The sequence below is a fragment of the Geodermatophilus dictyosporus genome (genome assembly GCF_900115505.1).
GTDB classification, from domain to species: domain Bacteria; phylum Actinomycetota; class Actinomycetes; order Mycobacteriales; family Geodermatophilaceae; genus Geodermatophilus; species Geodermatophilus dictyosporus.
The window spans coordinates 202,555-222,571 of record NZ_FOWQ01000009.1; the positions used below are offsets into that span (position 1 = coordinate 202,555).

The 20,017-nt window shown below is 74.9% G+C and carries 21 protein-coding genes; 10 read left to right on the forward strand and 11 right to left on the reverse strand.

Annotated elements, in window-relative coordinates; all coding sequences use genetic code 11:
- Positions 1–23: 23 nt before the first annotated feature.
- From BMZ33_RS19725 to BMZ33_RS19745, 5 genes are all read right to left on the reverse strand, one after another.
- Entirely contained in the window at positions 24–764 is a 741-nt protein-coding gene (locus BMZ33_RS19725) for an SDR family NAD(P)-dependent oxidoreductase (protein WP_091115151.1), read from the reverse strand.
- Positions 761–1,543, reverse strand: coding sequence for an SDR family NAD(P)-dependent oxidoreductase (locus BMZ33_RS19730; protein WP_091115337.1), 783 nt, complete (start codon positions 1,541–1,543; stop codon positions 761–763). The genes BMZ33_RS19725 and BMZ33_RS19730 overlap by 4 nt, the downstream gene beginning before the upstream one ends.
- A 115-nt stretch (positions 1,544–1,658) precedes the next feature.
- Complete coding sequence (locus BMZ33_RS19735; protein ID WP_169064597.1) at positions 1,659–3,041, reverse strand: MFS transporter; 1,383 nt, start codon at positions 3,039–3,041, stop codon at positions 1,659–1,661.
- Positions 3,038–3,928, reverse strand: coding sequence for a polysaccharide deacetylase family protein (locus BMZ33_RS19740; RefSeq protein WP_091115155.1), 891 nt, complete (start codon positions 3,926–3,928; stop codon positions 3,038–3,040). Before BMZ33_RS19740 ends, BMZ33_RS19735 begins: the two co-directional genes overlap by 4 nt.
- Before the next feature lie 62 nt (positions 3,929–3,990).
- Positions 3,991–4,974 carry an asparaginase gene (locus BMZ33_RS19745; protein WP_169064598.1) on the reverse strand — a complete coding sequence of 328 codons (984 nt, stop codon included), beginning with the start codon at positions 4,972–4,974 and terminating at the stop codon, positions 3,991–3,993.
- A 171-nt stretch (positions 4,975–5,145) separates the two neighbouring features.
- Here BMZ33_RS19745 and BMZ33_RS19750 point away from each other — a divergent pair, with 171 nt between their 5' ends.
- Entirely contained in the window at positions 5,146–6,216 is a 1,071-nt protein-coding gene (locus tag BMZ33_RS19750; RefSeq protein WP_169064599.1) for a LacI family DNA-binding transcriptional regulator, read from the forward strand.
- 144 nt (positions 6,217–6,360) lie between these two features.
- Here BMZ33_RS19750 and BMZ33_RS19755 read toward each other — a convergent pair whose 3' ends face one another.
- Positions 6,361–6,861, reverse strand: coding sequence for a MarR family winged helix-turn-helix transcriptional regulator (locus BMZ33_RS19755; protein WP_091115165.1), 501 nt, complete (start codon positions 6,859–6,861; stop codon positions 6,361–6,363).
- 84 nt (positions 6,862–6,945) lie between these two features.
- Between BMZ33_RS19755 and BMZ33_RS19760 the strand changes: the two genes are divergently transcribed.
- Positions 6,946–7,509: a YceI family protein gene (locus tag BMZ33_RS19760; protein ID WP_091115169.1), complete on the forward strand. Its 564-nt coding sequence runs from the start codon at positions 6,946–6,948 to the stop codon at positions 7,507–7,509.
- A 113-nt stretch (positions 7,510–7,622) separates the two neighbouring features.
- Here BMZ33_RS19760 and BMZ33_RS19765 read toward each other — a convergent pair whose 3' ends face one another.
- Positions 7,623–8,006: a GNAT family N-acetyltransferase gene (locus BMZ33_RS19765; RefSeq protein WP_091115172.1), complete on the reverse strand. Its 384-nt coding sequence runs from the start codon at positions 8,004–8,006 to the stop codon at positions 7,623–7,625.
- A 53-nt stretch (positions 8,007–8,059) separates the two neighbouring features.
- Between BMZ33_RS19765 and BMZ33_RS19770 the strand changes: the two genes are divergently transcribed.
- The 3 genes from BMZ33_RS19770 to BMZ33_RS19780 all read left to right on the forward strand — a co-directional run bounded on the left by BMZ33_RS19770 (position 8,060) and on the right by BMZ33_RS19780 (position 11,235).
- On the forward strand, positions 8,060–8,404 hold the full coding sequence (locus tag BMZ33_RS19770) for a hypothetical protein (RefSeq protein ID WP_091115175.1): 345 nt from the start codon (positions 8,060–8,062) through the stop codon (positions 8,402–8,404).
- A 226-nt stretch (positions 8,405–8,630) separates the two neighbouring features.
- Complete coding sequence (gene typA, locus BMZ33_RS19775; RefSeq protein ID WP_091115178.1) at positions 8,631–10,520, forward strand: translational GTPase TypA; 1,890 nt, start codon at positions 8,631–8,633, stop codon at positions 10,518–10,520.
- A gap of 214 nt (positions 10,521–10,734) precedes the next feature.
- On the forward strand, positions 10,735–11,235 hold the full coding sequence (locus BMZ33_RS19780; RefSeq protein ID WP_091115182.1) for a DUF5994 family protein: 501 nt from the start codon (positions 10,735–10,737) through the stop codon (positions 11,233–11,235).
- A 129-nt stretch (positions 11,236–11,364) separates the two neighbouring features.
- Here the strand turns inward: BMZ33_RS19780 and BMZ33_RS19785 are convergent, their stop codons facing one another.
- The 4 genes from BMZ33_RS19785 to BMZ33_RS19800 all read right to left on the reverse strand — a co-directional run bounded on the left by BMZ33_RS19785 (position 11,365) and on the right by BMZ33_RS19800 (position 14,974).
- Entirely contained in the window at positions 11,365–12,375 is a 1,011-nt protein-coding gene (locus BMZ33_RS19785) for a sulfite exporter TauE/SafE family protein (protein WP_136697363.1), read from the reverse strand.
- A gap of 308 nt (positions 12,376–12,683) precedes the next feature.
- Positions 12,684–13,685, reverse strand: a complete 1,002-nt coding sequence (locus BMZ33_RS19790) for an inorganic phosphate transporter (protein ID WP_091115186.1) — start codon at positions 13,683–13,685, stop codon at positions 12,684–12,686.
- 6 nt (positions 13,686–13,691) lie between these two features.
- Positions 13,692–14,309 (reverse strand): DUF47 domain-containing protein, encoded by a 618-nt coding sequence (locus BMZ33_RS19795; protein ID WP_091115348.1) that lies wholly within the window; start codon positions 14,307–14,309, stop codon positions 13,692–13,694.
- Between the two features lie 104 nt (positions 14,310–14,413).
- Positions 14,414–14,974, reverse strand: a complete 561-nt coding sequence (locus BMZ33_RS19800) for a sigma-70 family RNA polymerase sigma factor (RefSeq protein WP_091115190.1) — start codon at positions 14,972–14,974, stop codon at positions 14,414–14,416.
- Positions 14,975–15,042: 68 nt separating this feature from the next.
- Here BMZ33_RS19800 and BMZ33_RS19805 point away from each other — a divergent pair, with 68 nt between their 5' ends.
- From BMZ33_RS19805 to BMZ33_RS19825, 5 genes are read left to right on the forward strand one after another with little or no spacing between them, the layout of a single operon-like run.
- Positions 15,043–15,690 carry a zf-HC2 domain-containing protein gene (locus BMZ33_RS19805; RefSeq protein WP_091115193.1) on the forward strand — a complete coding sequence of 216 codons (648 nt, stop codon included), beginning with the start codon at positions 15,043–15,045 and terminating at the stop codon, positions 15,688–15,690.
- Positions 15,687–17,492: a copper resistance CopC/CopD family protein gene (locus tag BMZ33_RS19810; protein WP_169064600.1), complete on the forward strand. Its 1,806-nt coding sequence runs from the start codon at positions 15,687–15,689 to the stop codon at positions 17,490–17,492. The genes BMZ33_RS19805 and BMZ33_RS19810 overlap by 4 nt, the downstream gene beginning before the upstream one ends.
- 13 nt (positions 17,493–17,505) lie before the next feature.
- Positions 17,506–18,252 carry a YcnI family protein gene (locus tag BMZ33_RS19815; RefSeq protein ID WP_091115197.1) on the forward strand — a complete coding sequence of 249 codons (747 nt, stop codon included), beginning with the start codon at positions 17,506–17,508 and terminating at the stop codon, positions 18,250–18,252.
- On the forward strand, positions 18,249–18,914 hold the full coding sequence (locus BMZ33_RS19820; protein ID WP_091115203.1) for an SCO family protein: 666 nt from the start codon (positions 18,249–18,251) through the stop codon (positions 18,912–18,914). The genes BMZ33_RS19815 and BMZ33_RS19820 overlap by 4 nt, the downstream gene beginning before the upstream one ends.
- A 2-nt stretch (positions 18,915–18,916) precedes the next feature.
- Positions 18,917–19,984, forward strand: coding sequence for a hypothetical protein (locus BMZ33_RS19825; protein ID WP_091115207.1), 1,068 nt, complete (start codon positions 18,917–18,919; stop codon positions 19,982–19,984).
- Positions 19,985–20,017 lie beyond the last annotated feature (33 nt).

Sequence of the window (20,017 nt, forward strand, 5' to 3'; positions counted from 1 at the left end):
GGCGCTCTCCTCGGACGGTCCGGTCAGGGCATGACGTCGCCGGAGTTGGGCCCCAGCGTCTGCCCGACGTACAGGTCGCCGCCGGGCGAGGCGGCGAGCAGCACCGCGGTGGGGGCGACCTCCTCGGGGCGGCCGAAGCGGCCCAGCGGGAGCTCCTCGCGCTTGGCGCGCTTCCAGTCCTCGGAGATGCCCTCGACCAGCGGGGTCTCGATCGGCCCCGGGGCGATGGCGTTGACGAGCACGCCGTCCGGGGCGACCTCCAGCGCCAGCGCCTTGGTCAGCCCCAGCACGCCGGCCTTGGCCGCGCTGTAGTGCGTCAGCGACGTCCCGCCCTTGATGGCCAGCTGCGAGGCGATGTTGATCACCCGTCCCGATCCGCGCGCGACCATGCCGGGGACCACGTACCGGCACAGCAGGAAGACGCCGGTCAGGTCCACGTCGATCGTCTCCCGCCACTGCGCCAGGGACATCTCGACCAGCGGTGACTGCGTGAGGATGCCCGCCGCGTTGACCAGGACGTCGATGCGCCCGAGCGCCTCCTCGGTGGCCGCGACCGCGCGGCGCACCGACGCCTCGTCGGCGACGTCGGCACCGACGCCCCCGACCGCGCCGAGCTCGCCGGCCACGGTCTGCGCCGCGGCCTCGTCCCGGTCGAGCAGGACGACGCGTGCTCCGGCGGCGACGAAGGCCTCGGCGATGGCCCGGCCGATCCCGCTCGCGCCGCCGGTCACCAGGGCGGCGCGCCCGTCGAGGACGCCCGTCATGCGCGCATCTTGATGGTCAGGCCACCGTCCACGACCAGTTGCTGGCCGGTGACGTAGCGGGCCTGGTGCGAGGTGAGGAAGCGGATCACGTCGGCGACCTCCTCGGGACGCCCCACCCGGCCGAAGGGGATGTCGGCCCCCGCCCGCCGCAGCCCCTCGGGGCCCAGCGAGTTGACGGGGTCGGAGGACTGCGGCGTCTCGATCAGCCCCGGGATGACCGCGTTCACCCGGATGCCGCGGGGGGCCAGCTCCACGGCCAGGCTGCGGCACAGCCCGAGCACCCCCGCCTTGGCGGCGGCGTAGTGCGCGTGGTCCTCCCACCCGTAGATCCCCCCGGCGATCGAGGAGACCGCCACCATCGCCGACCCCTCGGCCATGAACGGCAGGCAGGAGCGGAACGTGCGGAGGACCCCGGTGAGGTCCACCGAGAGCATGTCGTCCCACGCCTCGTCGGAGAGGTCGGCCAGCGAGGCGCGCCGGAGGACCCCGGCGTTGGCGACGACCGCGTCGATGCGCCCGTACGCCTCCTGCGCGGCCCGCGCGAGGTCGTCGACCTGGCGGGAGTCGCGGACGTCGACCGCCACCACGGTGCCGGTCCCGCCGGCGACCTCCACCTGCCGCAGGGTCTCCTGCGGGTCGTGCGGGTCGCCGGGGTAGCTGGCGATGACCACGTGGCCGCCGTCCCGGGCGTAGCCGACCGCGAGGGCGCGGCCGATGCCGCTGGCCGCGCCGGTCACCACCGCCACCGCGGGTCCGTCCCGGTCGACGGGAGCTGCCATCGTCACTTCGGTCCTGCCTCTCCGCACCCGGGCAGCGGTGCCGGGCGGGCGCGTGGCCCGCCCGGCACCGCGGCTCCGCGGTGTCCGGTCCTGGGGTGGGGGGACGTCGTCCGGGTCAGTGCTTGAGCTCGGCCACGGGCTTGGCGAAGAGCATCAGCAGGCCCGAGACGAAGGTGCCGAGCGCGCCGACCCAGAGGGCCGCCGTGCCGGTGTCCGAGGCCGCCGTCACCGCGGTGAAGAGGAAGCCGCCGATGATGGTGCCCGGCTGGCTCATCGCCCCGATGATCACGGTCCCGGTGCCGCGGCAGTCCGTCGGGTAGCACTCACCCATGTAGAAGAGGATCGCGGCGTACGGGCCGACCAGGAAGAACAGCCCGACGGCGTAGGTGGTCACGATCAGCGCGGCCGAGTCGACGAACGGCGCGAGCATGGTCGCGAACGCCAGGCCGGAGATCATCCAGCCGATGACGATCGTCTTCTTGCGGCCGATCCGGTCGCCGAGCCACCCGTGGAACACGTACCCGAAGTACGCCCCCAGGTTGATCACGATCAGCATCCAGAACGCCGTGCTGAGCTCCACGCCCTTGGCGTTGGCCAGGACGGAGGTGCCGAGCACGCTGAAGATGTTGATGCCGAAGAAGTTGATGATCCACGCCGCCGACAGCACGATCGTGTTGCGCCGCAGGCCCGGCTGGAAGATCCGCGCGATCGGGGCGCTGTCGCTGTGCTCGACGCCGTAGTCCGCGGCCAGCTGCTGCGCCTCGGCCCCCCTGCCCTCGGCCTTGAGCCGGCTGAGCTGCTGCTGGAGCTGGAACTGCGGCGTCTCCCGCAGCTTCTTGCCGATCACGACGATGAGCACGACGGCCGGGATCGCGGCCACGACGTACATCCCGCGCCAGCCCAGCGTGTCCAGCGCCACCAGCGCCAGGGCGCTGGACAGCAGGAAGCCCAGCGGCCAGCCGCCCTGGACGAAGGCGTACCAGAGGCCGGGGCGGGCCCGCTTGCGCTCGTCCTCGGTGACCGCGAAGACCTCGTTGAGGTAGGTGGCGTTCACCGACTGCTCGGAGAAGCCCAGGCCGCCGAGGGAGCGGACGGCGACGACCGAGGTCACGCCCGCCCAGGCCGGCTTGGTGGGCAGGATGGCGGTGAGCGCCGAGGCGACCGCCGTCCCCCCGATCGTGACCATCATCCCGCGGCGCCGGCCGAGCCGGTCGATGACCGGGCCGACGCCGAAGGCGACGATCGCGGTGCCGATCGCGATGAGGGTGTTGACCAGGTAGGCGGTGGAGTCGTCCCAGCCGAAGTCGCCCTGCATGGCCGGCAGCAGGGTGCCGAAGAGGCCGTAGTCGAAGACCGCGATGGTCCAGGCCAGCAGGGCCAGCACCATGGCGGTGTTGGTCTCCCGCCGGGTGAAGGGGGCGAACTGCCGGCGCGGTGGACCGGCCTGCAGGAGGCCCTCGGTGGCCGGGACCGGCTGGCCCGGGACCGGCGCGCTCACGCCTGGGCCCCCTGCCACGGGGCGCGGGCGGCGAAGTCGTCGGCGATCTCGTCGAAGGTCGCCCAGCGGACGCCGTCGTGGCCGTTGATGTGCTCGATGAGCCGCTCGAGCATGAGCAGCACCTGCGGGCGGCCCGACACGTCGGGGTGGATCGTGAGGGTGAACGCCGCGTAGTCCATCTCCCGGTGCACCCAGTCGAACTGGTCGCGCCACATCTCCTCGAGGTGGCGCGGGTTGACGAAGCCGTGGCTGTTCGGGCTGGTCTTGACGAACATCATCGGCGGCAGGTCGTCGAGGTACCAGTTCGCCGGGATCTCGATCAGCTCGGTCTCCCGGCCGCGGACCAGGGGCTTCATCCAGTCCTCGGCGGAGGCCGAGTAGTCGATCTTGGTCCAGCTGTCACCGACGCGCACCCGGTACGGGGTGAAGTCGTTGTGCATGAGGGAGTGGTCGTACTTGATGCCCCGCTCGAGCAGCAGCTCGTTGGTCACCGGGGAGAACTCCCACCACGGCGCGACGTACCCGGTGGGACGGCGCCCGGCCTCCTTCTCGATCAGGTCGATGCACCGGTCGAGGACGGCCGCCTCCTGGGTGCGGCTCATGGCGATGGGGTTCTCGTGGCTGTAGCCGTGCACCCCGACCTCGTGGCCCTCGTCGACGACGCGCCGGAACTGGTCCGGGAAGGTCTCGATGGAGTGGCCGGGGACGAACCACGTCGTCCGCAGGTCGTGGCGGGCGAAGAGGTCGAGCAGCCTCGGCGTCCCGACCTCCCCGGCGAACATGCCCCGGGAGATGTCGTCCGGGGAGTCCTCACCTCCGTAGGACCCGAGCCAGCCGGCGACGGCGTCGACGTCGACGCCGAACGCGCAGAGGATCTCCTTGGGCACCGCATTCTCCTTCCTCGGTCTCCCGACCGTCGTGGGCGGGATGACTGGACGTGCCGTTCGTCTCAGGCGGAACAGAGCCGGGGGAACGTCTCCCGCACGGCGGCGACGTCGTCGTGGACGCCGAGCAGCGCCGCCAGGGCGATGCGGGCCTGGGGTGGTCGCGTCCGGCCGGACAGGAGGGCGCCCGCGTCGAGCAGGTCGGCCCCTCCGCCGTCGCCGTAGATCGCGGCCACCGGTCCCTCCGGGACGCGGGTGGACAGCACGACCACCAGGCCCGCCGCCGAGAGCTCCGCGACCGCGTCGCAGATCTCGGGGGTGGCGTTGCCGGCGCCGGTCGCCTCCAGCACCAGGCCGCGCGCCCCGGCCGCGGCGAACGCCCGCAGCGCGGTGGCGTCCACGCCCGGGTAGCAGGCGACGACGTCCACCCGGGCGCGCGCGGCGTCGAACGCCCCGAGGTCGAGGTGGGGGCGGTGCTCGCGGCGGGAGGCGAGGTGCACCCGGCCCTCGCGCACCCACCCGAGCGACCCGCCGTCGGGAGCGGCGAAGGCGCTCGAGGCCACCGTGTGCACCTTGCGCACGCCGCGGGCCGGCAGGACCTCCCCGTCGAACACGACGACCGTGCCCAGCCCCGAGGCCTCGGGCGACGTCGCGACGGTGATCGCGTCGGCGAGGTTGCGCGGGCCGTCGCTGTCCGGGGCGTCCGCGGGCCGCTGCGCCCCGGTCAGCACCACGGGGCGCTCGCCCTCGACGAACAGGTCGACGAAGAAGGCGGTCTCCTCGAGGGTGTCGGTCCCGTGCGTGACCACGACGCCGTCGGTCCCCGGGGCGCGCAGGTGCGCGGCCGCGCGCCCCGCCACCTGGGCCATCCGCTCCAGGGTCATGCGGTAGCTGCCGACCCGGAGGACGTCCTCGACCAGGACGTCGACGTCGGCGCCGGTGCGCTCGCGGACGGTGGCGACCAGCTCCTCGGCGGCGGCCCGGGCCACCACGGTGCCGTCCTCCCCGCGCCGGGTCGCGATCGTCCCGCCCGTCGCGAGGACAGCCACAGTCCGCACCGGCCCGGCCTCCCAGCTGTCGTGTGGTGGCCGCACCTACCGGTGTGACCGCGGTCGCGCTAACGTTTGCGCCGAACGGTTGCGCATCCGATCAGATGCGCAGCTCATCCGTCAAGGGGCCGGGTGGAGGACGGCCCGACCCGCGAGGAGGGGGTGGCCGTGGTGGCGGACGGGACCGACCGGACGAGCGGGGCCGAGCTGCCCTTCGCGGACCCGGCAGGACGCCCGACGCTGCGCACCGTGGCGGAGCTGGCGGGCGTGCACGTGTCCACGGTCTCCCGGGTGCTCAACCACGTCGGCGGACCGGGGGTCCGGCCGGCCAGCCGGACCACCGCCGAGCGGATCCGCCGGATCGCCGAGCGCGTCGGCTACAGCCCCAACCCGCACGCGACGGGCCTGCGCACCAGCCGCAGCCGCCTGGTGGGGGTGCTCGTGCCCCGGCTGGTCGACATCGTGCTGGCGACGATCTACGAGGGCATCGAGGAGGCCACCGCCACCTACGGGTTCTCGACCTTCGTGGCGAACACCGGGGACGACCCGACCGCGCAGCGGCGGCGCACCGAGATGGTGCTCGCCCGGCGGGTGGACGGGGTCATCTTCGGCGACGCCTACGTCGACGGCCGCTTCCTCGACGAGGTCGCCGGGCGCGGGGCGCCGTTCGTGCTGGTCTCCCGGCGCGCCGGCGACTACCCGTCGGTCACCTGCGACGACGTCCTCGGGGGGCGGCTCGCGGCCGAGCACCTCCTCGCGCTCGGCCACCGCGACCTCGCCGTCATCGCCGGTGAGCCATACGCGAGCACCGGGATCGACCGGACGGCCGGCTTCCTCGCGGCCTGCGACGCGGCCGGGGTGCACGTCCCGGGGTCGCGGGTCGTGCACTCGCGGTTCGACACCGAGGGCGGCCGGGCGGCCATGTCCCGGGTCCTCGCCGACGGCGCGGCGCCCACGGCGGTGTTCGTCGTCAACGACTTCGCCGCCATCGGTGCCATGGGTGTCCTCCGGGACGCCGGGCTGGTCGTCGGGCGGGACGTGGCCGTCGTCGGCTTCAACGACGTGCCCCTGGCCGGGTCCCTGCCGGTCGGCCTCACCACCGTGCGCTCACCGATGCACGAGATGGGGGTCCGCGCCGCCCACCTGCTCATGCGCCGGCTGGGCGGCGAGGAGGTGGCCTCCGAGCGGCTCGTCCCCGTCCTCGTCCCCCGCGCGTCGACCCTGGGGGACCGGGGGGCGTGAGTCCCCGAGCGCCCGCAGGAGGCCGTTCTCCTGCCGCCGCTCGACCACCGACAGCGCCAGGTGTCGCCGACGCGGTGACGTGGCGTCGGGCGGCACCCGGCCGGTCTCGTCGCGGGGACCCGCCGTCGGTTCGGGGGAGGAGCGTCAGTCGGGGTCGAGGTGGCGCAGCAGGGTGCGCCCGATGTCCTCCAGCGCGGCGACCTGCTCGGGGGAGAGCTGGTCGAACAGGTGGGTGCGCACGCTCTCCACGTGCACCGGTGCGGCGGCCTCGAGGGCGGCGAAGCCCTCGTCGGTGAGGACGGCGAGCAGCCCGCGGCCGTCCTCGGCGCAGACCTCCCGGCGCACCCAGCCGCGCTCCTCCAGCCGGGAGACGGCGTGCGAGAGGCGGCTGCGGGAGGACAGGCAGCGATCGGCGAGCTCGCTCATCCGCATCTGCCGGTCCGGCGTCTCCGACAGCTGCACGAGGATCTCGTAGTAGGCGTGCGGGATGCCGGTGGCGCGGGTCAGGTCGCGCTCGAGCCGCTCCTGCAGCAACTGCGTGCTGTACAGCCAGGCCCGCCAGGCCCGCTGTTCCGCGGCGTCGAGCCAGCGCGTCCCGTCGTCCTCCGCGCCCGGGGCCGCGCCCGGCGACACCTCCGTCGTCATGTCCCCAGGGTACTGGCGGAATAGATGAGCCCTCAACTACGCTCACGCAGCAGAAGGTCAAACGCTCAACCACCTGGAGTCCCCATGACCAGCACCACCGCCGTCCAGATCCCCGGTTACGTCGCCGGCACCTGGGACATCGACGCCGCCCACTCGACCGTCGGCTTCTCCGTGCGCCACATGATGGTGAGCAAGGTCCGCGGCTACTTCACCCGCTTCTCCGGCGAGCTCGTCACCGCCGAGGACCCGTCGCGGTCGGCCGTCACCGCCACGATCGACATGGACTCGATCGACACCCGCCAGGAGCAGCGCGACGCGCACATCCGCTCGGCCGACTTCTTCGACGTGGGCAACCACACCGAGATGACCTTCCGCTCGACCGCCGTCGTGGCCGACGGTGAGGACTGGACGGTCCAGGGCGACCTGACCATCAAGGGCACCACCAGGCCGGTGACCCTCGCGCTGGAGCTCAACGGCTTCGGCCCCGACGCCTACGGCGGCTACCGCGCCGGCTTCAGCGCCCGGACCTCCATCTCCCGCAAGGCCTACGGCGTCGACATCGACCTGCCCATGGACGGCGGCGGCGTCGTCGTCGGCGACAAGATCGACGTCGAGCTCGAGATCGAGGCCGTGCTCCGCACCGCCTGAGGAAGGACCACCCTTCCCCCACGCCTCGCTCCGCCCGGCACGGGCCCTCGAAGGGCGGCCGTTCCAGCACCTCGCCAGGGCCCCGGACGCTCGTGCGTCCGGGGCCCTCGCCGCTACGGCACCGCCGGGTCGAGCGGCTGGAACAGCTCGTGGTCCTGCCAGCGGCCGGCGATCCGCAGGTAGCTCGGAGCCAGGCCGTACCGGGTGAACCCGTTGCGCGCGAGCACCCGCTGCGAGCCGGCGTTGTGCACCAGGGTCCCGGCCTCCACGCGGTGCAGGCCGAGCTCCTCGAAGGCCGTCCGCACCATCCGGCCGACGGCGGCGGACGCGTGCCCCCGCCCGTCGGCCGCCGACCGCACCTCCTCCCGCTGACCCTCCGGCGTCAACCAGCGCTCGTCACGCCGCGGTTCCCACGGAGCGAGGAAGTCGCGGTCCGCGCGGGCGATCTCCAGCAGGGTCGGGGCGTCGTCGAGATCGAGCAGGCGGGTGCGGGTCACCTCTGCACCGTGGCTGAGCCGGCGCCCGGCCCGGCGCGGGGGACACTCGGGGCATGACGACGTCCGTGCTGACCCGCGCCCGCACCCGGCTGTCCTCCGCCGCCCTCGTCGCCGTCGGGCTCGCCGCCGGCTTCGGCGTCGCGCAGGGCACCGGCGTCCGCGCGCTGGGTGGGGCGGTCTTCGCCGGCGCCGGGCTGGCCGCGGGCTGGCTGTGGGTCCAGCGCCGCGGCTGGGCCGTCGCCCTCGGCCTGGGTGTGCTGTACGTCGGCGCCTTCGTCCTGGCGCACGTGCTCGCCCTCGGCGTGGGCCTGCCGGCCTGGGTGGCGGTCGGCCTGGTCACGCTCGTGGCCGCCGGTGTCGCGTACGCGGTGGCCGACCGGCCCGAGCCCGCCCGCTGACCGGGTGGAGCCGCCGGCCGGTCACGGACGAGCGACTCACCCCGGCCGGGATGGTGAGCCTGCTCACGGATCGCCGCTGCAGGGGTGGTCGGACCGCCGCGACGGCGGGGGAGCGGCCACCGAGCGCCTAGTCTGGGAGGGAAGGTCGCGACCCCGGCGGCCGTTACTCGTGATGCCGCGTGGCGCACTGCCGCGGCGTCCCCGAACCCCCGAGGTGCCCCTCCGCATGCCCACCCGCGACGACCTGCGCAACGTGGCCATCATCGCCCACGTCGACCACGGCAAGACCACCCTGGTCGATGCCCTCCTCCGCCAGGCCGGCGCCCTCGGCCGCGCCAAGGGCGAGGGCACCGACAACGACTCGACGCAGGACCGGGTCATGGACTCGATGGACCTCGAGCGCGAGCGCGGCATCACCATCCTGGCCAAGAACACCGCGATCCGGCTGGCCGACGAGGACGGCAACCCGGTGACGGTCAACATCGTCGACACCCCCGGCCACGCCGACTTCGGCGGCGAGGTCGAGCGCGGCCTGTCGATGGTCGACGGCGTCGTCCTGCTCGTCGACGCCTCCGAGGGCCCGCTGCCGCAGACCCGCTTCGTGCTGCGCAAGGCGCTGGGCAAGGGGATGCCGGTCATCCTCGTGGTCAACAAGACCGACCGCTCCGACGCGCGCATCGCCGAGGTCGTCGACGAGACCTACGAGCTGTTCATGGAACTGCTCGAGGACAACGGCCTCGACACCGACGCCCTCGAGTTCCCGATCGTCTACTCCAACGGCAAGACCGGGCAGGCCTCGCTCACCCGGCCCGCGGACGGCGAGAGCCCCGACAGCCCGGACCTCGCGCCGCTGGTGAAGACGCTGCTGGAGACCATCCCGGCGCCGACCTACGACGCCGAGGAGCCGCTGCGCGCGCAGGTCACCAACCTCGACGCCTCGCCCTACCTCGGCCGGCTGGCGCTGCTGCGCATCCACTCCGGCGAGATGAAGAGCGGGCAGACCGTCGCCTGGTGCCGCACCGACGGCACCGTCAAGAACGTCAAGATCACCGAGTTGCTGGTCACCGAGGGGCTCACCCGCACTCCGGCCCAGAGCGCCGGCCCCGGGGACCTCGTCGCCATCGCCGGCATCGAGGACATCATGATCGGCGACACCCTCGCCGACCCGAACGACCCGCGGCCGCTGCCGCCGCTGACCGTCGACGAGCCGTCGATCTCGATCACCATCGGCATCAACACCTCGCCGATCTCGGGCCGGTCGGGCAAGAAGCTGACCGCCCGGCTGATCAAGAACCGCCTCGACCAGGAGCTGGTCGGCAACGTCTCCGTGCGCATGCTGCCCACCGAGCGCCCCGACACCTGGGAGATGCAGGGCCGCGGCGAGCTGGCGCTGGCCATCCTCGTCGAGCAGCTGCGCCGCGAGGAGTTCGAGCTGACCGTCGGCCGCCCGCAGGTGGTCACCAAGGAGATCGACGGCAAGCTGCACGAGCCGGTCGAGCGGGTCACCATCGACACCCCGGGCGAGTACGTCGGCACGCTCACCCAGGCGCTGGCCTCCCGCCGGGGCCGCATGGAGAACCTGGTGCACCACGACACCGGCTGGGCGCGGATGGAGTACGTCGTCCCCTCGCGCGGGCTGATCGGGTTCCGCACCGAGTTCCTCACCGAGACCCGCGGCACCGGCGTCCTCAACCACAACCTCGAGGGCTACGAGCCGTGGCTGGGCGACATGCGCGCCCGCCCGACCGGCTCGCTGGTGGCCGACCGGCAGGGCGTGGCGACGTCGTACGCGATGTTCTCGCTGCAGGAGCGCGGCTCGATGATGGTCGCCCCGGGCACCGAGGTGTACGAGGGCATGATCGTCGGCGAGAACTCCCGGCCCGACGACATGGACGTCAACATCACCAAGGAGAAGAAGCTCACCAACATGCGGTCCTCGACCGCGGAGGAGCTCGAGCGCCTGGTGCCGCCGCGGATCCTCAACCTCGAGCAGGCGCTGGAGTTCTGTGCCGAGGACGAGTGCGTCGAGGTGACGCCGGCCGCCGTCCGCGTGCGCAAGGTGGTCCTCGACCAGAACGAGCGCGGCAAGGCCAAGAACCGCAAGCCCAAGCCGTAGACCCTCGCTGCGACGGCCCCCGCCCGGTCTCCCGGGCGGGGGCCGTCGTGCTGCCCGGTGCCGGTGATCGGCCCGTGACCGGCCGTGATGACGAGCCGTGCGGCGCCGACAGGCCCGGCCGCCGTGCGCCGGGGCACGCCGACACGCCGCCCTACCGTCGGCGGGCGGACCCGGACGCGGGCCCGTGGTACCGCGAGCAGGAGGCCACGAACTGATGACGACGACGACCCGGGCAGCAGACGGACGCGAGGGCTTCCGCGGTGGCATCGACGTCCGGGTGAGCCTGCGGGCCGACGTCGGGTCGGGCACCAACGCCTTCGACGGGGCCTGGTTCCCGCGCAGCCGCGACCTCGCCGTGGAGGTCTCCGAGCTCATCGCGGCCCTCGACCGGCGGGGCCTGCGCATCGAGCGGTTCACCTACCCCCTCGACGCCTGGCAGCCGGCGCCGCGCAAGGTCGTCGTCGACGGCCGGGTGGTGCGCACCGGCGGCTTCCGCAGCATGGACCCCGGGGTGGTGTGCCTGAGCTGGGCCGGCGGCAACCGGCGCGCGGACCTGCTCGTCGTCCCGCCGGAGACCGACGTCATCACCGGGGTGCGCGCGCTGCGGCTGTGCACCCGGCGGGGCCTGCCGCGCTCGCCGCAGATGGTGCTCGCGGCGGCCCGCTCCCAGCCGCTGCCGCAGGTGCCCGACCTCCCGGTGACCCGCGCCGTCTAGCGGCCCGCGCGCGGTCGCGCCGTCCGACCGCGCGACGACCAGGTGACCTGGTCGTCGCCCCCCCCGGGACGGCGGGAGGCCCCGCCCGGCGGGTGCCGGACGGGGCCTCCTGGATCGCAGCGGGGTGGGCTAGTCGCGCGGGTCGCTGGGGCGGCCGGCCTGGACGCTGCGCTCGTAGTCCGCGACGTCGGCGGCGTCCGGGGCGTGCAGCCGCTGCTGCTCCTCGTCGGCCAGGCGGGCGGCCTCGGCGGCCAGGGCGTCGGCGGACTCCTGCGCCCGGTCCTTGCGGTACTGGCGGAAGGAGTGGACGACGGCGGCGGCCCAGACCGCGTAGATCACCGCGTAGACGGCGTAGCGCACCGGGTCGGAGGCGTCGATCCAGTCACTGCGCAGCAGCGTGCGGGTGTTGGTCAGGATGATGATCCCGCCGACCAGCGAGCCGAGCAGCCGCGGCGGCACGTGCCGGACCAGCCAGGCGGCGATCGGCGCGGCCACCAGGCCACCGGCCAGCAGGCCGAGCGCCCACAGCCAGTTCACGCCCTGCGAGCCGAGGGCCATGAGGAAGCCCAGGCTGGCCGCCAGCGCGACCAGGAACTCGGAGGTGTCGATCGAGCCGATGACCTTGCGCGGCTCCATCCGGCCGCTGGCCAGCAGCGCCGGCGTGCCGACCGGGCCCCAGCCGCCGCCGCCGGTGGCGTCGACGAAGCCGGCCACCAGGCCGAGCGGGCCGAGGAAGCGCTTGCGCACCGGCTTGCCGAGGTTGCGCCGGTCGATGCCGCGGAGGGTGAAGCGGACCAGCAGGTAGGCGCCGAGCGCGAGCAGGATCAGCGACATCACCGGGGCGGCGACCTCGGTGGAGAGGCTGGACAGCACGTGCGCGCCGGCGAAGGCACCGACGGCGCCGGGGACGCCGACCTTGGCCACCACCTTCCAGTCGACGTTGCCGAACTTCCAGTGGGCGACGCCCGACATCAGGCTGGTGCCGATCTCGGCGAAGTGCACGGTCGCCGAGGCGGCGGCCGGGTTGGTGCCGAAGGCCAGCAGCAGCGTCGTCGACGTGACGCCGTAGGCCATGCCCAGGCTGCCGTCGACGAGTTGTGCGCCGAGGCCCGCGAGGGCGAGCACGATCAGGGTCTTCACGGGGCTGACTCCGGGAGGGAGGCGCCGGGCGCGCGAGGGCGCGGCTCACGGCGGTGACGAGCGGGGGCTGGGCGCGCCGACGGGGGCGCGGGGGACCGGGGGCGCCGCGGACGGCGCGCGGCTCAGCAGCCCGGACAGGCGGCGGTGCAGACGCGCAGCAGGTCGACGTGGATGCGCCCCACCAGGAGCACCGTCGCCGTCGTCACGGGTGCTATGTCTACCAGATCGATCGGGATTGGCAGAACCGGGGCCCGGAGTGGCCCCGGTCACTCCCGGCCGGGCCCCGCGAGCCGGCCGAGGAGCCCGGCTCAGCCGACGACGAGGTGGGTGACGAGGTAGGCGAGCGCGGCGACCGCGCCGGCGGCCGGCAGGGTCACCACCCAGGCGACGACGATGTTGCCGGCCACGCCCCAGCGCACCGCCGACAGTCGCCGGGTGGACCCGACGCCCATGATCGACGTCGTCGTGATGTGCGTGGTGGAGACCGGGACGGCGAACACCGTGGCGGTGGTGACCATGACGCCCGAGGCGACCGTCTGGGCGGCGAACCCGCCGGCCGGGGTCAGCTGGATGATCCGCCGGCCCATCGTGCGCATGATGCGGAAGCCGCCGGCGTAGGTGCCCGCACTGATCGCCAGGGCCGCGGCGAGCACCACCCACAGCGGCACCTCGAAGGTGTCGATCTCACCGGCGGTGAACAGCGCCAGGGTGATGATGCCCATCGTCTTCTGCGCGTCCTGCAGCCCGTGGCCCAGGGCCATCGTCGCCGAGCTGGCGATCTGCGCGTAGCGGAAGCCGCGGTTGGCGCGGGTGACGTTGGCCGAGCGGAAGGTCCAGAGGATCAGCAGCATGAACAGGTAGCCCAGCCCGAAGCCGACCAGCGGCGAGAGCACCATCGGGATGACGACCTTGTCGAGGACGCCGCCCCACTGCACCGTGTGGGCCGCCGCCAGCGCCGCGCCCACCAGCCCGCCGATCAGCGCGTGCGACGACGACGAGGGCAGCCCGAAGTACCAGGTGATCATGTTCCAGGTGATCGCCCCGATGAGCGCGGCGAAGACGATCTCCAGGCCGCCGCCGCCCTCCGGCGGGTCGATGATCCCGGCGCCGACGGTCTTGGCCACCTCGGTCGACAGCAGCGCCCCCACCAGGTTCATCACCGCCGCCAGCGCCAGGGCGATGCGCGGCGTGAGCGCCTTGGTGGAGACGGCGACGGCGATGGCGTTCGCCGCGTCGTGGAAGCCGTTGGTGTAGTCGAACGCCAGCGCGACGACGACGATGACGACCAGCGCGACGAAGGCCGTGTCCATCGGCGGTCAGGACTCCTTGACCGAGATCGTCTCGACCACGTTGGCCACGTGCTCGAAGGCGTCGGCGGCCTCCTCGAGCTGGTCGGCCACCTCCTTGAGCTTGAGGATCTCCAGCGCGTCGAACTCGCCGCTGTAGAGGCGCGAGAGCAGCCGCCGGTAGAGCTTGTCGGCCTCGTTCTCGATGCGGTTGACCTCGATCCAGTACTCGGAGAGGTCCTTGAGGGTGCGCAGCCGGGGCATCGCCTCGGCGGTGGTCTGGGCGGCGCGCTGCAGCAGGGCCGTCTGCTGGCTCATCTCGGCCGGCAGGGTGCCCAGGCCGGTGAGGACCACCAGGTCGGCCGCGGCCTCGACGAAGTCCATGACGTCGTCGAGATCGCTGGCCAGGTTGTAGATGTCCTCCCGGTCGAACGGGGTCACGAAGCTGGAGTTCAGCTGCCGGAAGATCGCGTGCGTCGACTGGTCACCGACGTGCTCGAGCTCACGCAGCCGCGCGGCCAGCTCGTCGCGCCGGGCGTGGTCGTGGATGAAGTCGCTCAGGACGTCGGTGGCGGTCACCAGGTTCTCCGCCGAGGCGGTGAACAGCGGGTAGAAGCTCTGGTCCTTGGGGGTCAGGCTGAAGGGCACGCGGGGCTCCGGGTCGGAGGGCTGGGGGCGGTCGCCCACCGCGGGAGCGGTCGTACGGCCGTCGGGCAGCATAGGTACCCGTTCACGCGCGGTTCAGCTCCCGGTCACCCGTGCGGGCCGGTCGTGCCCGTCGCGCCCGGCGCCGCGCCGAGCGCCTCGACGAGGTCGGCGCGGGCGCGCGCCACCCGGGACCGGATGGTCCCCACGGGGCAGCCGGCCACCTCGGCGGCCTCGACGTAGGACAACCCCAGCAGCTGGGTGAGCGCGAAGGCCTCGCGGCGCTCGGGGTCCAGCCGGGCGAGCAGGTCGGTGACGGCGGCGCCCTCACCCACCCGGTCGGCGCCGTCGGCGGGGCCCAGGGCCTCCAGGTCGGCGTCGTCCCGGACGAGGGTCAGCCGGCGCCGGCGGCGCGACCGGACGGCATCGGCGCACACCCGCCGGGCGATGGCCAGCAGCCACGTGCGCAGCGACGAGCGGCCCTCGAACCGGTGCAGCGCGGCGAACGCCCGCGCGTACGTCTCCTGGGTGAGGTCGTCGGCCGACTGGCGGTCGCCGAGGGCGGCGCACAGCCGCCACACGTCGGACTGGGTGGCCCGGACGAGGGTGGCGGCGGCCAGCGGGTCGCCGTCGACGGCCGCCGCCGCGGCGCGCTCCAGCTCGTCCACGTCACCCCTCCGTCGCACGAGTCCATCCGGTCGGGAACCGGACGGCCCTCCGCGACGACTACTGCTACATGCAGTGTGCACCGTTCCGCGAAGCGGCCTCGGCGCGACTCGACGGTGAGGCGCTGGGCATCCCCGCGGCCGAACTCGACCGGCACCTGGCCGCCTGCCCGGACTGCGCGGGCTGGGCGGCCGTCGCCGGGCAGGTCACCCGCCGGGCGCGGCTCGCGCCGGCGCCGGAGGTGCCCGATCTCACAGCCGCCGTGCTGGCCGCCCTCCCGCGGTCGCTGCCGGGCACCGCCGCCGCGGCGCGCTCCCGGCTGGTCGGGACGGCGCTGCGGCTGGCGCTGCTGGCCGCGGCCGTCGCGCAGGCCGGGCTGGCGCTGCCCTCGCTGGTCACCGGCACCGCGGCGATGAGCGCCCCGGTGCACGTGGCGCACGAGACCGGCGCCTGGAACCTCGCCGTCGCGGCCGCCTTCCTCGCCGTCGCCGCCGCACCGCGGCTGGCCGCCGGCGCGCTGCCGTTCCTCGCCACGTTCGCCGTGCTGCTGACCGTCACCACCGTGCGCGACCTGCAGGCCGGGCACGTGCACGCCGACCGCGCGGCCGCCCACCTGCTGCTGCTGGCCGGGGTGCTGCTCATCGCGGCCGTCGCCTGGCGGCGGCGTCCCCACCGCCGGCCGGCCGCGGTGCTCGGCGGCGAGCGGGTGGTCGCGTGAGCGGCCCCGCCGTGCAGCGCCGCCCCGCACTGCTGCTGCTCGTGCTGCTGGCCGGCTGGCTGGGGCTGGGCGTGGCGACGGCGGGCCCGGCGGCCGCGCACGCCGAGCTGGTGTCCACCGACCCGGGGGAGGGCGCGCGGCTCGACGAGGTGCCCGGCGAGGTCACCCTCCGGTTCACCGAGGGCGTGTCGCTGGGCGCGGGTTACGCGCGGGTGCTCGGCGAGGGCGGCGAGCGGGTGGACACCGGCGCGCCCCGCGTGGACGGCGACACGGTCACCGTGCCGCTGCGCGGCGACCTGCCCGACACCAGCTACGTGGTCACCTACCGGATCGTCTCGGCCGACTCGCACCCGATCAGCGGCGCCTTCGCCTTCGTCGTCGGCGACGGCGAGCTGGCCGACGCGGGCGCGGTGGCCGGCGACCCCGCCGTCGACCCGGTCGTGGCCGCGGCGCTGCCGGCGGCGCGCACCCTCGGGTTCGCCGGGCTGGCCGTCGGCCTGGGCGTCCCGGCGTTCCTGGCGCTGTGCTGGCCGGCCGGGTGGGCCTCGGCGCGGATGCGCCGGCTGACCACCGCCGGCCTGGGCGCCGTCGCCGCCGGTGCGGTGCTCACCTTCCTCCTGCAGGGGCCCTACGCCGCCGGGGCCGGGCTCGGCTCGGTGCTCGACCCGGCGCTGCTGGCCGCCACCGGCTCCTCCTCCTTCGGGCTGACCACTCTCGGCCGCGGGCTGCTGGCGCTGCTGCTGGCCGCCCTGCTCGTGCCGCTGTGGCGCCGGGCGGCACCTCCGCAGCCGCAGGAGGCGGCCGGCCTGGCCGTGCTGGCCGGCGGGGTCGTGCTCACCACCGCCGCCGTCGGCCACCCGGTCGCCGGGGCCCTGCCGGTGTTCGCCACCGCCGTCACCGCGGTGCACGTCGCGGCCATGGCCCTGTGGCTGGGCGGGCTGGCCGCGCTGCTGGCCGGCCTGGTCCGGCCCGGCGCCGACGCCGGCGACCTGGCCGGCGCGCTGCCGCGCTGGTCGCGGCTCGCCTCGGGGGCGGTGGCCGCGCTCGTGGTCACCGGCGTCGTCCAGTCGGTGCGCGAGGTCGGCTCGCCGGCGGCCCTGGTGTCGACGACGTACGGCTGGTTGCTGCTGGCCAAGCTCGCGCTGGTGCTGCTCCTGCTGGCCGCCGCCGGGGTCTCCCGCGTGTGGGTGCAGCAGCACCTCGGCGTTCCCCGGCCGCGCCCGGGCGGGCGCCGGCGGGTCACCGCGCACGCGTTCGCCGCGACCGCCCCGGGCGCCGGCCCCGACGAGGACGGGCCGGCCGTGGCCGCGGCCCGGGAGCGGGCGGCCGTCCAGGCGCGCGGCGCGGTGGAGGACGTCGCCCCGCTGCGCCGCTCGGTGCTCGTCGAGGCCGCCGTCGCCGCCGCCGTCCTGGCGCTGTCGGCGGTGCTGGTCGGCACGCCGCCGGCCCGGGCGACGCTGGCCGAGCCGGTCGACGTCACCCTCCCGCTGCAGTCCGCGGCGGGGGAGTCCGGCAGCGTCCAGCTCTCGGTCGACCCCGCCCGGCCCGGCGCCAACACCCTGCACCTGTACCTGTTCGACGACGCCGGTCGCCTCGCCCAGCCCGAGGACCTGCGCGTCACGCTCACCGAGGCCGAGCAGGAGATCGGCCCGCTCGAGGTCGACCTCGAGCCCGCCGGCCCCGGCCACTGGGTGGCCGACGGGATGAGCGTCCCCGGCGCCGGGACCTGGACCCTCGCGGTCACCGTCCGCCTGGACGAGTTCACCGCGACCACCGCCAGCACCGACTTCCCGGTGCGCTGAGACGAGGAGAACCGTGTCCCCCACCGTCCTGCGACCGCTGGCCCGCGCCGGCGTCGTCCTGACCGCCGTGCTCGCCGCCCTGGTCGCGTCCGTCGTCGTCGCGAGCAGCGCCTCGGCGCACGTGACGGTCTCGTCGGCCGACGCGACCGCCGGCGGCTACGGGAAGCTGGTCTTCCGGGTGCCCAACGAGAGCGACACCGCCAGCACCGTCGCGCTGCGCATCTCCATCCCCGCGGACGCCGCGATGGCCTCGGTGCAGACCCTGCCGGTGCCCGGCTGGACGGTGTCGACCACCTCCGCGACGCTCGACGAGCCGGTGACCGTGCACGGGCAGGAGATCACCGACCACGTGTCGGTGGTGGAGTTCCGGGCTGGCGCCGGCGGCGGCATCGCGCCCGGCCAGTTCCAGGAGTTCGCGCTCTCGGGCGGCCCGTTCCCCGACGCCGAGCGGCTGAGCTACCCGGTGGTGCAGACCTACGACGACGGGACCGAGTCGGCCTGGATCGAGCCGACCGTCGACGGCGAGGCCGAGCCGGAGAGCCCCGCACCGGTGCTGTCGCTGACCGCCGCCGACGGCGACACCGCCGGCACCACCGCGGACGCCACGGACACCGCCGCGGCCGACGGGCACGGCCACGGCGGCGAGACCAGCAACGAGCCGGCCGGGCTGGCGCTGTTCCTGTCCCTCCTGGCGCTGGCCGTGGGCCTCGCGGGCGTCGTCCTCGGCTACCGCGCCGGCCGACGTACCGTGTCCTCGTGACCGCTCCCGCGCGCGGCCGGCTCGCCGCGCTGCTCCTCTCCGCCGGACTGGTCCTGGCCGCCTGCGGCTCCGGCGACGACACCGCCGCGGCCGACGAAGGACACGACCACTCCGGCGGGGCGGCCGCCTCCCTGGAGGGGCCCGGCGACGAGTACGCCGGCATCGACCTGCGCGATCCCTACCAGCGGCCGTCGTTCACCCTCACCGACACCACCGGGGCGAGCTACGACTTCGCCACGGCGACGGCGGGGCGGCCGACGCTGCTCTTCTTCGGCTACACCAACTGCCCCGACGTCTGCCCGACGACGATGGCCGACGCCGCGCTCGCGCTGCGCGACGTCGACCCGGCGCTGGCCGAGCGGGTGCAGGTGGTCTTCGTCACCACGGATCCCGCCGCCGACACCCCCGAGGTGCTCGCCGAGTACCTCGACCGGTTCGACGCCGACCTGCCCACGCAGTTCGTCGGGCTGACCGGGCCGCAGGACGCGATCGACCAGGCGCAGCTCTCCGCCGGGGTCCCCCTGGCCGAGGACGCCGGGCGGCTGCACAGCTCGCTGCTGCTGCTCTACGGCGCCGACGACCAGGCGCACGTCGCGTTCGACGCGGGCAACACCGCACGGGACATCGCCGGCGACCTCGACGCGGTCGCCGGCGCCTCCTGACCGTGGGCGTCCCGGCCGGGCGGCTGGCCGTCGTCCTCCTCGGGGTGCTGGCCTGGCTGGCGCTCGCCGGGCCGGCCGCGGCGCACGTCGGCGGGGGAGCGGCCGGCAGCGACTTCGACGGCCGGGTGACCTCCGTGCAGCCGGCCGTGCCGGGCGTCAGCGTGCGGGTGCTGCAGTTCGGCGACGAGGTCGAGCTGGTCAACAGCACGGCCACCGAGGTCACGGTGCCCGGCTACTCCGACGAGCCCTACCTGCGGATCGGCCCGGACGGCGTCTGGCGCAACGCGCACAGCCCGGCCACCTACATCAACCTCGACCGTTTCGGCCGGGTCACCCTCCCCGCCGGCGCCGACCCCGCGGCCGAGCCCGAGTGGGTGCAGGTGTCCACCGAGCCGCAGTACGTGTGGCACGACCACCGCACCCACTGGATGAGCGAGGAGCAGCTCCCGCCGGCCGTGGCGGCCGACCCGACGCGGGGGCACTCCGTCTTCGAGTGGACCGTGCCGATGGCCCACGGGACGACGCCGGTGACCGTGCGCGGCGTGCTCACCTGGAGCCCGCCGCCCGCACCGGCGCTGGTCTGGACGCTGCACCTGGCGCTGGTCGCCGCGGTCGCCGCCACCGGCCTGCTGGCGCGGACACCGCGGGCGCTGGCGGTCGCACTGGCCGTCGGCGGGGCGGCGGCGCTGTGGCACGCGGCGAGCACGCCCGAGCCGCCGGCCACGGTCTCCTCGCACGCGGCGGCGCTGGTGTCGGCGCTGCTGCCGGCGCTGACCGCGGCCGCGGTCGCCACGGCCGGTGTGGTCGCCGCCCGCCGCGACCGGGGTGTGGTGACCGGCCTGCTCGCCGTCGTCCTGGGCTGGCTGCTGCTGGTGCAGGGCCTGCCCGACGTCGACGTGCTGTGGAGCGCCCACGTGCTCAGCGGCGGGCCGGACCTGGCCGCCCGACTGGCCGTCGGCGTCCTGGTGGCCGGGGGAGCGGGCCTGGTCGTCGGCGGGCTGGCCGCGGCGCGCCGCTTCCGCGCCCGCGAGCACGACCGGCCGGCGCCGGAGCCCCAGCCGGTCGGCTGACGGACGGCCCCGCTGCCCCACCGCTCGCGGCGG

Coding starts and splice junctions, on each gene's coding strand:
- BMZ33_RS19725 (WP_091115151.1), bottom strand. CDS start 764: ATGACGGGCGTCCTCGACGGGCGCGCCGCCCTGGTGACCGGCGGCGCG.
- BMZ33_RS19730 (WP_091115337.1), bottom strand. CDS start 1,543: ATGGCAGCTCCCGTCGACCGGGACGGACCCGCGGTGGCGGTGGTGACC.
- BMZ33_RS19755 (WP_091115165.1), bottom strand. CDS start 6,861: ATGACGACGGAGGTGTCGCCGGGCGCGGCCCCGGGCGCGGAGGACGAC.
- BMZ33_RS19760 (WP_091115169.1), top strand. CDS start 6,946: ATGACCAGCACCACCGCCGTCCAGATCCCCGGTTACGTCGCCGGCACC.
- BMZ33_RS19770 (WP_091115175.1), top strand. CDS start 8,060: ATGACGACGTCCGTGCTGACCCGCGCCCGCACCCGGCTGTCCTCCGCC.
- typA (WP_091115178.1), top strand. CDS start 8,631: ATGCCCACCCGCGACGACCTGCGCAACGTGGCCATCATCGCCCACGTC.
- BMZ33_RS19780 (WP_091115182.1), top strand. CDS start 10,735: ATGACGACGACGACCCGGGCAGCAGACGGACGCGAGGGCTTCCGCGGT.
- BMZ33_RS19790 (WP_091115186.1), bottom strand. CDS start 13,685: ATGGACACGGCCTTCGTCGCGCTGGTCGTCATCGTCGTCGTCGCGCTG.
- BMZ33_RS19805 (WP_091115193.1), top strand. CDS start 15,043: ATGCAGTGTGCACCGTTCCGCGAAGCGGCCTCGGCGCGACTCGACGGT.